Here is a 14,731-nt window from a genome sequence, read left to right on the forward strand (position 1 = left end):
ACAGTAAATATAATTGGGAATTTGAGTGAAGACATAAAATAGAATTAATTATTAAAAGACTATGGAGAAAAGCAATTTTATTGAAACGGTATTAATTCCTTATATCATACCGATATTATCAATCTTATTTCTAAGTGTAATCATATTGCTCTTTTTAAACAGGTTGGCTATAATTAATTTTAAAATTTTAGACAAAAAAATAAAAAGGAAGTTAAATGATTTCTTGCCTGAATTTTTTCTAGCTGGACTTTCTGAAATCGAAAAAGATATTGAAATAGAAAAATTTAAAAGTAATCATAACATAAGTAGCTATAGGTTTAGGGAGTTGCTAGTTGAGTCACTTATAGAATTAAAAAATAGTTTAAAAGGTGTTGATGAAAGAGAATTTATTAAGATTTATGAAGCATTCAATCTAGATAAGCATAGTTATAACCTGTTGAAAAGTTTCTTTATCTTCTATAAGAAAAAAGGAATTTATCAATTTGAAATGATGGATTATAAACCAGCGGCTAAAGATATTGAACCTTATATACATCATCGAAGTAAAAGATTAAGTGCAAATGCTCTAATAGCTTTCATCATACTGACAGAAAAAGACGTTTCTTTCCTAATAGACATTAAATATCAGCCTTCATTCGCCAAAGAAATTGAAATACTTGAAATCTGCAAAACAAGAAAATTAAAACGTCCTGACTTACTCAAAAATTTCTTGTTTTCAGAAAACGATTTTATTGTAAGAACTGGTCTTCGTTTAGCGGTTTATTATAATGCTTCAGATTTGGAGTCTGAAATTACAAATTGCATAAATCACAAGAATCCAAGCGTGAGAGAGCTTGCGTATGTAGCTTTGGCTGACTTATTTCTCGAAGATAAAGCAGATGAAATGATTTCTCGCTATGGTGAAGAAACAGTAAATAATCAAACTCAAATTGTATCAACTCTAAGTAAAATTGGAAAAGAAAATCACCTTGATTTTCTTAAACCCCTTTTATTAAAAAGTAATTATAATGAGCTTGAAATTGCAAGAACCATAAATTCTATCAATCCTGAAGCCTTATTTAAAATGGCAAATAATAACAATAGGGTAGAAGATATTAAAAAACATATTAATGAAAATCTACTGAAATGATAGACTATTTCTTCACCTTCGTAACCTGGTTTGAATATTTCGTATTAATATTCATGCTTTCATATGTTTTATTTTATTCGCTCTTAGCGGTTTCCTCTTACCTAGCCATTGATAAATTTCAAAGATTAAAATACGATTACCCTAAAGATTTAATGCTCAAATCTAGTCAGGTTCCAGGTATTTCTGTTGTGATACCGGCTTATAATGAGGGAGATGTTGTTGTCGATAATTTAAAAACATTTCTCTCATTACAATATCCAAAATTTGAAGTTATCGTCGTCAATGATGGTAGTACAGACGATACTTTGGTAAAACTTATCAATAATTTCGATTTAAAAAAAGTTGATTTTTATTATAAAGAAAAAATTAAAACACAAGGCGTTCGAGCGCATTATAAATCTACCAACCCTGTATACAACAAACTTTTGGTTGTAGATAAAATAAATGGAGGTTCTAAAGCTGATGCTTCAAATGCTGGGGTGAATTCATCATGCTATCCAATTTTTCTTTGCACAGATATGGATTGTATCTTGAAAAATGATACTCTTACGAAACTAGTTCTTCCTTTTATGGTAGAAAAGAAACGAGTTATTGCTACTGGTGCAGGACTTCGAATTTCAAATAATTGTAAGATCAAAGAAGGCACAATAGAAGAAGTGAGATTTCCCAAAAAGATGTTTCCAAGATTTCAGGAGTTGGAATATGTTCGCTCCTTTTTATTTGGCAGAATGGCTTGGAGTCGTATGAACGCTCTTCTTTTAGTTTCAGGTGGGTTAGGCATGTTCGATAAAAAAGTTTTCTTTGAAGCAGGTGGCTATTGGGATAAATCTTTTGGCGAAGATTTTGAACTTATCACAAGAATGCGAAAATTAATGCACGATAAAAAAGAAGAATTTGCTATAAGATATATCCCTGAATCTCTATGTTGGACAGAAGTGCCTGATACCACAGATTTATTTATAACTCAAAGGTCACGTTGGGCTAGAGGCTTAATCCAAACAATAAAAATCCATAGGAATATGTTTTTAAATCCAAAATACGGGATCACTGGCATGTTGGCTTTTCCTTATTTTGTTTTTTTCGAATTTTTAGTACCAATCCTAGAACTTTTGGGGGTCCTCATAATCATATTTTCTTTGATTTTTTTAGAGTTAAATTATGATTTTGTGCTTTATCTATTTCTGGCCGTTTTTCTTTTCTTTCAATCCATTACCCTCATTTCCATTTTGATAGATGAGTTTATTTTCAAGAACTATAACAGTTTGAAGGAAATTTTAATTCTAATCACCATGTCTATGATAGAACCTATAATATACCATCCGATAAATACTTTTGCTTATTTAAGAGGGTATTGGTGTTTTTTCACTAGAAAACAGCCTAAGTGGGGTGACATGAAGCGTAGAGGGTATTTAGTAAAAATAAATTCGACAGAAAGTGAAAAATATATTTAAATCAAAAATGCTCTGGTTGCTATTCATTATGGGTACCAGCGCATTAGGGCAAGACATCAATGTGGATTCACTTCTATATGAAACCATTGATTTGTTGAAAGAAAAAGAATATGAAAAAGTAAAAATTAATGCCCAGAAGGCATTGAAAATTGCACCAGATTATCTTGACTTTAATTTAGTCTTGGGAAGAGCACAACAAATGACAGGTGAAGTTGATAAAGCTAGACAGAACTTCAAATTAGTAATAGATAAAAATAAAGATTATAAGACTGCTTTTTATTATTTGTTTGATTTAGAATTTCAGGCAGAAAATTACCAAAGTGCCAAAGAAGTGTGCGAAACAGCAATAACATACTATCCTGAAGAAAAAGACTTTTATTTCAAAAAACTTTCAATATTTCAGTCCCTTGGAGATTTAAAAGGTGAATTCACTTATATAAAGGAGATTCAACCCAAATTCCCAGATGATAGCGAGCTGAACAGGCGTTTAGTCAACCTTGAACTTCGTTTTGATTTTGATATCGCTGGATTAAATTACAGTATCACTGCTTTCGATAGGGAAAATTTTGGACCCTGGCATTTGATGAGCTTTCAATATATACGGCAAAGAAAATGGGGGGCGCTAATCCCTCGTATAAATTATGCAAATCGTCTTTCTGCTGTTGGCGAAAGTAGAACTGGTCTTCAGTACGAACTGGACTCTTATATTTTCACAGGTATCAACAACTATACTTATGTCGGAGGATCTTACAGTAGTGATGACGTTTTTCCAGAATGGAGATTTAGAGCCTCACATTTTAGATTTTTTGATAAAGGCTGGGGAGCGGATATCGGTGCACGCTATGATCAAACATTTGACGATCGAAACTTTTATACAGCAGCTTTAGGTCTCAATAAATACTTTGGTTCTAACTGGATTTATCTTAGATCATTTATGATGACCGAAGGTAATAATAAATACTATCCAGCTTTTACGTTGACAACACGTCACTATATAGATACAAGGTTCGATTACATTGGATTGATCTTAAGCTATGGAACAAATCCTGACGAACGATCCATTCTTAACCAATTCCAACGCCGCGTTTCTACTGAAGCCTACCGCGTTAACTTAGGATATTTCAGAATGTTAAATCAAAGATATTTGATAGGTATTCAAGGAGGGTACAACTATCAGGAACTTATACCAGGTCGTTTTCAGAATGAGTATGAATTGTTTTTAAGCTTACAGTATAAGTTCAACTAGATGCAAATACGATTTTTTATAATCTTCATAATTTTTAATGTGACACTCAGTATAAATTCACAGAATATATCAATTTATGAATTTAATGAGTTTCAACTCACCTTGTTTCATACTAAATCAACTGAGCAACACTCTAATGAACTGAATCATTATTTTTCAGAAGTTTTGGGAAATACCATTAAGGTATCTTGTGTTGAAAAAAACAATCAAATTCTTTTAAGTATCAATACCAAAACTTTGAATGAAATCACTTTTGAAATTTATTCTGATAGTAACAATATTAGGATCAGCGGAGGAAGTGGGAAAGCCCTTCAAAGAGGTATAGCTTTTTTTTTAGAAACCATTGGGATTATAAAGATCACTGAAAAAGATTGGTTTCTTAAAAAGGATAAACAATTAAGTTTTCCTTCTCATTTTTATAAGAAATCTGAACCGGATTTTGTTTACCGTTATTTATACTATCCTGGAAATTTCAATAAAGACTTTAGAAGCTGGTATCAATTAGATGGAATAGATCAAGATTTTGGTATCTGGGGGCATAGCTATCATAAGTTAATGCCACCAAGCATATATTTTAAAAAACAACCTGAACTTTTTGCCTTATTTGAGGGCGAAAGAAATTCAGGCTCTATTTGTTATACTAACGGGCGAACTCAAGAGATCTTTAAGGCTGAATTAAAAAAAATCATTAAGAAGAATCCTCATGCTAAGTTCTTCTCAGTAAGTCAAAATGATGATGAAGTTTATTGTCAATGCAATAGGTGCGAAAAATTGAATAAAAAACATGGTGAGGATCGTGGTTCACATTATGTCTTTCTCAACGATTTGGCAAAAGAATTTCCCAATCATAATTTGATCTCTTTAGCTTATTTACATACATCACAACCTCCAAAAGATTTACATCTTGTACATAATCTTTATATTATTTATTGCCCGATTAATTTGAATCGCGGGATAAGTTTCGCAGAAGATCCGAGAAGCTCAGACATGAGAGCTACTCTTAAAAATTGGACGGAAGCGACAGAAAACCTCTTTTTCTGGGACTATACGGTTCAGTTTACAGATTATTTTTCAGCTTTTCCCAATATACATACCTTTCAAAAAAACTATGATTATCTTAAAAAGGAGGGCATTAAAGGTCTGTTTATTCAAGGTTCTGCCGACATTCCTTCTCATTTTTATGAATTGAGACAATTTCTACTCGTAAATTTATTACAAAACACTGAAATAAATGTTGATGAAAAAACATTGGATTTTATGGAAATGTTTTATGGCAATGCTGCCAAATATGTTTCTGAATATCTGAACCTTTTTACAAAAAATCAAATTGACAGCAATTCCTATTTGAGTATTTACGATAACCCTGTCAAACAAATTGAAACCTTTCTTAGTCCTGAACACATGTCCGACTACAATCAAATCATTCTAGGCGCAGAAGAGATTGTTAGAAAAGATAGTAAGGTGTATAGTCGAATTAGGGATTTGCGTTTATCCTTGGAGTATACCTACTTTCAACAATCTAAATTTTTTGGTAAAGACCAACATGGTATGTTTATTAAGAAAACTAATGACGATGACTATGAAATTCGTCAAAACCTTACTAAAAGGGTTGAGGATTTCACTAAACACTTAAATGGAAAGGGAGTTTATGAGATTTCTGAAATGGGGCTGAGTCCTGACGAGTATTATCAACGTTGGTTAGAGATTATAAATTATGCAAACATAACTTCAGAAGCCAAAAAATTAAAAATCAATTTATTAACTCAGCCAAGTGAAGATTTCAAAGGAAAAGGGGCTTATGGATTAGTCGATGGTGTAAGAGCTTACAAAGATTACAACATAAATTGGGTAGGATGGTACGGAAATGATGCAGAAATTGAAATTGAACTGGAGGGGCAGCAAGTAAATCAAATAAAAATAAATTTTTTAGAAAATCAAAGACACTGGATTTTTCCTCCTGTTAGTATCAATTTATTCGGGATTAAAGATGGACAGAAAGTCAAAATGAAAACTTGTCATTTTCCAGAACTTATTGAAAATGAAAACATAAAGATTATTTCTAAGACTTTTAATAACCTCGATACAAATAATTATAGTAATTTAATACTAGTTATTAACAATCGAAATTTACCAATCTGGCGAAAACGAAAAAATAAAAAAGCCATGTTTATGCTCGACGAAATAGAAATTTATTAGCTATGAAAACAAAAATTTTAGTTATCGATGATAACAAATTGACTTTAAAAATGATTTGTTTTATTCTTGAAAAGAATGATTATGAAATTATAACCGCCGAAGATGGCATCGAAGCCATAGAGAAGTTTGATGAATTTAATCCAGATTTGGTCATTGTAGACATAATGCTTCCATTTAAATCTGGATTAGAAGTCACACATCATATTAAAAGTAAATCTTCAGAAACTCCAGTAGTGATTTTATCTGCTCTTGGTGACGAAGAATCTACTGTTGAGAAAGCTTTTGAGTTTGAGGTAGATGATTTCATTAGTAAACCATTTTCTCCAAATGAATTACTTTTAAGAGTAAAACGTCTTTTGTAATTGTTTCAATAATATTTCATTATTTGCAATATGAATTCCTTCCAACAAGCTCAACTACCTTTCAACGAAAATGATCGATTGAAAGCTCTGGAGTCCTATAATATAATAGGGTCTGGTCAGGAAAAGAGCTTCGATGAATTAGCAGAGCTTGCACGCAATATTTGCGATACACCTATTAGTCAAATTACATTTATTGACGAACAGCAGCAATATAAAAAATCATCTTTAGGTACGTCTAGCTTTAATCGACGTCGTGAGGATAGTTTTTGTCAATATACTATTTTACAAGATGACATTTTTCAAGTAAAGGATTTGTCTATTAACCAAGTTTTTAAAACCAATCCTTTGGTAAAAAAAGCTCCGAATTTTCGGTTTTATGCAGGGGTACCTCTGCGCTCTCCCGAGGGTCACAACATAGGAACATTAAGTGTTATTGATACTAAGCCTAATGAACTAGATAATGTCCAAAAAAATGCTTTGAGAATTCTAGCTAAGCAAATTATTACACTATTGGAAATCAAGAAGTCCCAAAGCAATTCTCAAGAGAAAGTAGAGGGACTGTTAGAGAAAAAAACTGATAACACGAATAAAAAACTCAGGGATACAAAATTTAAAGCTAATCAATTACAAAGATGCATTGATGATTCTAATCCCACCATTACAATAAGTCCTGATGGTAAAATATTTTCAACAAATAAATTATTCTGTGATATGTTGGAGTATGAACCAGACGAACTGTTAAATCAAAACTACAATATTTTAGCTCCTGATTTTAAGATAAAGAAAATTATCAGTGGGTTTCAGAAAAAATCAAATAAACGAATCTATCAAGAAGAGCTCAGAACCAAGTCGAAATCTGGAAAAATAAAATGGATTAAATCTTCCTACAACCCAATTTTTGATTACGAAGGCAATTTAATTAATATTCTAAACATTGCACATGACATTACCAATCAAGTTCGCTATCAAAAAGAATTGGAAGAAGCAAAACTAGAAGCAGAAAAAGCCTTAGTCACTAAAGATAATTTCTTGTCCAACATGAGTCATGAAATTCGCACACCTTTAAATGCAATTATTGGATTTTCAAATCTTCTTAAAAAAGAAGATCTGAATGATATCCAAACAGACCATGCTGATACCATTTCAAGGGCCGGAGAAAACTTGTTGAGTATCATAAATAATATTCTTAATTTATCAAAAATTGAATCTGGTAAGTTTATTTTGGAAAGCAGTCCGTTCAGTCCGATAGATGTCTTAAATACAGTATGTCAAATCCAAAGAGAGAAAGTGCTTGAAAAAAATATTGTACTTAAAAACGAAATTGATAATTCTGTCCCACAATTTCTTTTAGGGGATGAACTTAGATTTAGTCAAATTATTATGAATTTAATTAACAATGCCATTAAATTCACTCAAGAAGGCTTTGTTAAAGTTTCTACTTCATCTGAATTGCTTGAAGATAACACCTGCATTCTAATCATAAAGGTCAAGGATAGTGGCATCGGTATTCCAAAAGATAAGCAGCAAATGATTTTTGAAAGATTTACACAAGCTGATTCTACTATATCACAAAATTTTGGGGGTACAGGTCTTGGTCTGAATATTGCTAAATTATTAATTGAGAAATTCAATGGGGAACTCACATTAGAAAGTAAAATAGGTGAGGGCTCATTGTTTACACTTAAAATGCCCTTTAAAATTGAAAACAAATTAGAGACAGCCAAGCATGACGTCATTAAAACTTCAGAGTTTATCCACGGTAAGATTCTCTTATTTGAAGATAATCTTTTAAATCAGAAACTAGTTCGGAAAATAGTATCTGATCTGGGTCATGAATTAACTATTGTATCCAATGGCTTAGAAGGTGTAAAATGGCTTAAAAATAGGAATGAAGTAGATCTAATTTTAATGGATCTCCGTATGCCTGAAATGGATGGCTTTGAAGCCACCTCTATTATCAGAAAAGAGTTAAAGTTAAATATACCTATTATAGCAATGTCTGCCCATCCGCTAAGTCAAGGGAAGGCTACCTGCTTAGAGTACGGAATGAATGATTTTTTATCAAAACCTTTTAGACTTGATGATTTAAGCAGTAAAATCCAATCAGCTTTAAAAGGAAAAAAAAGTGATACCACTTTGAAATATGATTCAAATGAGCATACCAGTGACAAGTTATATGATCTAAAAGAGTTAGAACTATTAGCTTCTGACAATAAGGAGTTTATAAAAGAGATGATAGATGTTTTTATCGAAGAAACTCCGGACGAGTTATCAAGAATAAGAAATGGTATTCTCAATAATGACTATGAAATTATTTATCAAACGAGCCACAAATTAAAATCGAGTTATGATGTCGTAGGCTATAAAAATATAACTTATCTAAAAGAAATAGAAAAAATGTCACAAAATAAAGACTCTACTGAAGATATAAATCACGTTTTTGAAAAATTGGTATCCGAGACTACAGAGATAATTAAAGGTTTAAATGAAGAATTAAAGAATTAGTATTCTAATTTTATTAGTTATTAATACATCGCTTTACAATAAGATCAACGTAAAACGCGAAATCAATAAAAGTATCGTATTATCCTTGTTACAGCTTTATTCGAAATTCTTAATAACAAGAACGGCATTAAGTATCCGATTAGTTTTAAATCAAAAAGAAGGATTTTTTATCTCTTTCAAGGATTTACAAATGAAAATAAAATCGTTTGATGATTAAAGGTGCTTTCTGCACGAGAGAAATATGTTTGAATAAATTCTTCCAGCAATATTTTGGTGTTTTTTTATTTTCCAAATATTCCTAAAAATACAGATTTGTGATCTTTAATTTTTATTACCTAGAAACTTCTTTTGCAATGATATAGGCAAGGGTTCCAAATGCATAAGCAAGAATGTCCCAGTAATCTGCTGTAAATTTTTCGCTGAATAGAGGTAACAGGATTTCTCCGATAAGCACCATTAATAAAAAATAGCCAAATATCTCTGTGTAAGATAGAACTTGGTTCTTATTTTTTAAAATAAGTCTGCGTTCCCAAAGCACAGCATAGAGTAGTAATGGCATGAGAACAGCTGGGTCCAGATAATTGTCCATAAAAGCTATTTTTAATTTAATGACCATTTGAAAGTATTGATGGATCAGAAAAAGCAAAGCTGAAACAGCGACCAGAATAATAATTGGTTTTTCATGCTTCATAGCCCGATAACAAGCGTTATGAACATAGCTAAAAAAATGACAGGAGACAAGGCCAGGAATAAAATTAAAGCAGGTAATTTTATAATAAAGATGAGTAATTGAAGAGCCAGAGGATGTTTTGATGATGGTCGCATCCAGTCCTTAGCAAAGAAATAGATCAAAGAGATCAACGACTCTGTCGACTCTTTTTTATCTCCCTTTTTAATCTCATCAAGTGAAGGTTTTTTCATTTTTGATACTATTACTTCGCGATACAGAAATATGAAACACCAGTGTACATGGGTGATAAAGGTATAGAGTTACAAGTTTTTGCTTATTTACGTGAAGGAATTAACATTTCAGCATTGACGACGGGGCTGCGAACGCACTAAAAGTGCCAAATTGAAAGATTACTTCTCTATTTTGATCGTATCATATCGAATCTTTTTAATATACTGGTAATCAATTGATTATAAAATTTAAAATTATACATTGTCTCTATTTTTGATGGTATTGTACCTTTTGAGTTACAAAGTTGAAGAAAATTATCGATTTAAAATACGATATGACTATTTCTCTATTTGTCGGTATTTTACAGGTTTATAAAGTTCATTAAGATTATTTTAGCTTTCAAAAGTTAATTAAATGGAATTTATTAACAGTTTGAATTTTAATCATTCTTTCATTAAAGATATTGTTAGAATTGATTATCCAGCCGATATGCCTTTACAATGCATAAATGATTATGGTTACAGTTATATCATGTTTCGTTTTGGTGAATTTGAGGCTTATGATTATAAAAATAAACCCATAGAAATTCCTAAAGTTTTTGTGAAAGGAACTGGTGACTTTTTTAATGTAAAGGCATATAAAAACAGTACCTGGATTTCTGTTGAATTACCTAATCATAGTTTGCATAACATCACCAGGCTCATCGCAAAAAAATGCAGAAATAAACTGATTGATTTATATGATTATGTGGATGCTTCCATCTTAGACAGGCTCTACTATGAAATCTACGAAAACAAAACTGTAGAAGCTATCACACAGACACTAGATAAGCATTTATATAAATTTTACAGCGCCTGGAACTGCGATTTGGATTCAACCGTGATGGTTAATTATATCTACAGTCGTAAGGGATTGCTTTCAGTATCGGAATTAAGTGAAAAATTTCCTTATGGAGAACGCAGTATAGAACGTATGTTTAGCAGAGAAGTGGGCTCATCGCCGTATCGCTTCATCCGCCTGGTCAGGTTCAATTTTATTATTCGAGAATTGGAAAAGGGAGAATACACAAAGTTTGAAGATTTAATTGAAAGATACAATTACTACGACCATTCGCATTTCGAAAAAGATTTCAAAAAATTTCTAGGACAGAGCATCAGCACCTATAAAAATGATTTTAATCCTTTGTTGTCCTTGGCATTAAGCAGAGAATACAATAAAATATAGATTCTTATTTGAAATATCTTCGAAAAGTAAACTGCCTTAATTTTTAAAAAACTCCTAATTCACTTAAATTATTTTTTATGAAAAAACTATTACTCAGTTCTATACTAATATGTTTTGCGCTAATTGGCAACGTAATTGCTCAATCTGTAGCCAACCAAACAGTTTTACCCGCATCTTACAGAATGGCTATGGGTTATGATAGTGAGGTGTATGAAAATGAGCAATATATCGTTTTGGAGGACGGCTCTATCGGTGTTTATGGTGCTCTTTATAAAAATGATGGAGTCGATATTACAGAGATAACATTACCGGGATCATTAAGAATGGCTCAAGATCACGACATGGAAGTTTATGGAAGTGAATTGTATACTGTTTTAGAAGATGGTTTTAGTGGTATAAGAGGTGCACTTCATAAATATGATGGAACTACTTTTACACAAATAAACCTGCCTGGATCTCTGACAATGGCTCGAGATTACGACATGGAAGTGTACAACAACGATCTTTATTTAGTCTTGGAAGATGGTTCTAGTGGAATATATGGGGCATTATATAAGTATGATGGTACATCTTTCACTCAAATAGTATTACCAGGCTCTTTGAGAATGGCTGAAGGCTATAACATGATCATGTATGATAATGATTTATATGTAGTCCTGGAGGATGGTTTTAGTGGTATAAGGGGTGCACTTCATAAATATGATGGAACTACTTTTACACAAATTAACCTGCCTGGATCTCTTGAAATGGCCCGAGATTACGAACAAGAAGTGTACAACAACGATCTTTATTTGGTCTTAGAAGATGGTTTTAGCGGTATAAGAGGCGCTCTTCATAAATATGATGGAACTACTTTTACACAAATAAACCTGCCTGGATCTCTGACAATGGCTCGAGATTACGACCTAGAGGTGTACAACAATAATCTTAATTTAGTCTTAGAAGATGGTTCTAGTGGTATAAGGGGTGCTCTTCATAAATATGATGGAACTTCTTTAACACAAATAAACCTGCCTGGGTCTTTGGAAATGGCTCGAGATTATGACATTGAAGTTTTTAATTGCAAACTTTATTTTGTCTCAGAAGATGGTTCAAGTGGGGTATATGGAGCGCTTTATGAGTTAGATAATGTTTTACCAAGCGTTATAACTCAAAACATTACAGTGGAACTTGATGCTAACGGCGAAGCATCTGCTATTGCTGCCGATGTTGACAACGGAACCTCTGACAATTGTGGTATTGATAACTTAGCTTTAGATGTCACAAGTTTTGACTGCTCTAACCTTGGAGAAAACACCGTGACATTAACTGCGACTGATGCTTCTGGAAACCAGGCTACAGCCACAGCTACAGTTACGGTTGAAGATAACATAAGCCCAACAGCTTTAGCATCAGACTTTTCAATAAATACTTATGACTGGAGCAATGGAACCTATGCCTTTCTTCCAGATTATGTTAATGATGGCAGTGCTGATAATTGTAGTATTGATGTCATTGATCTTGCTAGAGATGAAAATAATGATGGCATTGCCGATAGTGGTTATGCTGACCGCATTAATGTAACTTGTGCTGATGTTGGAAAAACATTTCATTACTTGTTTAGAGTAACCGATAGTTCAGGCAATCAGACAATAATTACAAGAACGCTAACTGTTGAGGACAACACTAACCCAACTGCCTTAGCTCAAAATATAACTGTGGCACTAGATGCTAACGGCGAAGCAAGCATTACACCAGCGATTATAGATAATGGAAGTAATGATGATTGTAGCAGTATTTCAGGTTACTGTATTGACGGGATGACCTACGGAAATGCCGAGATATTTATTGAAGGCGCCGGAATGGGTCGTGTAGACTTTAGTGCCGGTTTAGTGAGTGCCTCATCCGGAGGGGTTCCAATGGAATTAGTTCCTATTACTACCATTGACTCTAAAGTGCGTAGTGGTGACCTGGTGCATGCCAGATCTACATTAAGTAATGGAAGTCGTCCATCTGGTGAATCCATTTTTTTCAGAACATCTGATAATCGTATTATTTGGGGAGGACATTCTTCATCGGGGTCTTTTGCCAATAGAACACGATTAGTTATTGAGCAGGCAAATGTTGCTGCTGGAGAATTGATTGACTTCAGTAAGCCATACAACTTAAGATTTCAATTAAATGGCAGGTACCTAAGTCAGTCCGGAGGATCTTTCACTTCAGTAATCTCACCAGCCGATATTTCAGCCGTCTTAATTTCAGGGGATTTAGGGGCAACCAATAATTGCTTGTTAACAACCAGCCTTGATGCTACAGCTTTTGACTGTTCTAATCTGGGCGAAAACACAGTAACCTTAACTGCGACAGATGGAAGTGGTAACTCTTCTTCAGCAACGGCAATAGTGACCGTAATAGATAATTTATCTCCTGCTATGGTCACTCAGGACTTAACTGTTGAGCTAAATGCCAACGGTGAAGCTACCATCACTGCTGCTCAGGTCGATAATGGGTCTGCAGACAACTGTGGTGTGGATACGCTAGCTTTAGATATAACTACTTTCGATTGTTCTAATCTTGGGGAAAACACAGTAACCTTAACTGCGACTGATGCCTCAGGCAATCAGGCTACAGCCACAGCAACAGTAACTGTTGTTGATAATAGTCTACCTACAGCAGTAGCTCAAAACCTTACAGTAGACCTAGATGAGTTTGGTGCTGCCAGCATTACTGCTGCACAAGTGGACAACGGATCCTCAGACAATTGCGGAGTAGAAACTTTAGCACTGGACGTCACCAGTTTCGACTGCTCTAACTTAGGTGAAAATACAGTAAGCTTAACTGCGACCGATGCCTCAGGCAATCAGGCTGCAGCCACAGCGGTCATCACCGTAATCGATGCTATGGCACCTGCTCTGGTCACTGCGGATATTACAGTAAGCTTAGATGATAATGCTACAGTAAGCATAGAACCAGGTGATCTTGTCGATACGCTTGAAGACAACTGTTCGTTAGCAGGAGAGATAACACTTGCTTTGGATCAGGACACCTTTACGGCAACAGGTGTTTATGTGGTAAATATAACTGCAACAGATGCTTCAGGGAATACAACTACAGAATCTGCTGAGGTGACGGTGGATTCAACACTAAGCATAGATCAGGTCGATTCAGACATACAGGTTAAACTTTATCCAAATCCAACTTCAGATCACTTATTCTTCGAAGTTTCCAATACAGAACTCATACACATCACTATTTACGACATGAATGGTAAGCTTGTTAAAACAAGTCAGGAAAGTTATTCTGTTGATGTCACTAACTTATCCAGTGGAGTGTACTTCGCAAAAGTTGATGCTAAGGGCGGAAACACATTGAAGATCCTAAGATTTATAAAGAAATAAATTTCATCCACTTATTTTTTTTTCTAAAGCCTCCTCTTCGGGAGGCTTTTTTATGTATCCCTGAACACCTAAGCCTATTCCACTCCAGCCGACTGTAAAGTCACCGACATTCAGCCTGTGAAAATTCAATGACACGTGACCTTAACCACAGTATTAGGTTTAGGATTGATTCCCAGGCTTAGCTGAAGTATGGAGAAGAGTAGGGTTACAATACAGAAAGTTAGTTTGCCAGTATACATAGGGTTAGAAGAGATGGAGGAAAAAAAGTACCGATGTTTACCACTTTCCGTGAAGAAATTAACATTCCAGCAATGACGGGGCCTGCAAGCGCAAAAAAACT

At 33.6% G+C, this 14,731-nt stretch carries 10 protein-coding genes; 8 read left to right on the top strand and 2 right to left on the bottom strand.

The annotated features are described in order from the left end of the window. Positions 1–61 precede the first annotated feature (61 nt). Genes LB452_RS05820 through LB452_RS05845 form a run of 6 tightly spaced genes read left to right on the top strand, consistent with a single transcriptional unit; the run spans position 62 to position 8,889 of the window. Positions 62–1,129, top strand: coding sequence for a hypothetical protein (locus LB452_RS05820; protein ID WP_224460792.1), 1,068 nt, complete (start codon positions 62–64; stop codon positions 1,127–1,129). After that, complete coding sequence (locus tag LB452_RS05825; protein ID WP_224460793.1) at positions 1,126–2,580, top strand: glycosyltransferase family 2 protein; 1,455 nt, start codon at positions 1,126–1,128, stop codon at positions 2,578–2,580. Before LB452_RS05820 ends, LB452_RS05825 begins: the two co-directional genes overlap by 4 nt. Continuing rightward, entirely contained in the window at positions 2,564–3,826 is a 1,263-nt protein-coding gene (locus LB452_RS05830) for a YaiO family outer membrane beta-barrel protein (protein ID WP_224460794.1), read from the top strand. Before LB452_RS05825 ends, LB452_RS05830 begins: the two co-directional genes overlap by 17 nt. A 39-nt stretch (positions 3,827–3,865) precedes the next feature. Then, positions 3,866–6,022 (top strand): DUF4838 domain-containing protein, encoded by a 2,157-nt coding sequence (locus LB452_RS05835; RefSeq protein WP_224460795.1) that lies wholly within the window; start codon positions 3,866–3,868, stop codon positions 6,020–6,022. Positions 6,023–6,024: 2 nt separating this feature from the next. After that, positions 6,025–6,384: a response regulator transcription factor gene (locus LB452_RS05840; protein ID WP_224460796.1), complete on the top strand. Its 360-nt coding sequence runs from the start codon at positions 6,025–6,027 to the stop codon at positions 6,382–6,384. A 30-nt stretch (positions 6,385–6,414) separates the two neighbouring features. Further along, positions 6,415–8,889, top strand: coding sequence for an ATP-binding protein (locus LB452_RS05845; protein ID WP_224460797.1), 2,475 nt, complete (start codon positions 6,415–6,417; stop codon positions 8,887–8,889). Between the two features lie 331 nt (positions 8,890–9,220). On the opposite strand, the gene LB452_RS05850 is transcribed toward LB452_RS05845, so the two are convergent. Both LB452_RS05850 and LB452_RS05855 read right to left on the bottom strand, forming a co-directional pair. Then, complete coding sequence (locus tag LB452_RS05850; RefSeq protein WP_224460798.1) at positions 9,221–9,580, bottom strand: hypothetical protein; 360 nt, start codon at positions 9,578–9,580, stop codon at positions 9,221–9,223. Beyond that, positions 9,577–9,810 carry a hypothetical protein gene (locus LB452_RS05855; RefSeq protein WP_224460799.1) on the bottom strand — a complete coding sequence of 78 codons (234 nt, stop codon included), beginning with the start codon at positions 9,808–9,810 and terminating at the stop codon, positions 9,577–9,579. The genes LB452_RS05850 and LB452_RS05855 overlap by 4 nt, the downstream gene beginning before the upstream one ends. A 394-nt stretch (positions 9,811–10,204) precedes the next feature. On the opposite strand from LB452_RS05855, the gene LB452_RS05860 reads away from it, so the two are divergent. Together LB452_RS05860 and LB452_RS05865 are read left to right on the top strand one after the other, a co-directional pair. Beyond that, positions 10,205–11,014, top strand: a complete 810-nt coding sequence (locus LB452_RS05860; RefSeq protein WP_224460800.1) for a helix-turn-helix domain-containing protein — start codon at positions 10,205–10,207, stop codon at positions 11,012–11,014. 77 nt (positions 11,015–11,091) lie between these two features. Next, entirely contained in the window at positions 11,092–14,391 is a 3,300-nt protein-coding gene (locus tag LB452_RS05865; protein ID WP_224460801.1) for a T9SS type A sorting domain-containing protein, read from the top strand. Positions 14,392–14,731 lie beyond the last annotated feature (340 nt).

The sequence above is a fragment of the Psychroflexus longus genome (genome assembly GCF_020164595.1).
Taxonomy (GTDB): domain Bacteria; phylum Bacteroidota; class Bacteroidia; order Flavobacteriales; family Flavobacteriaceae; genus Psychroflexus; species Psychroflexus longus.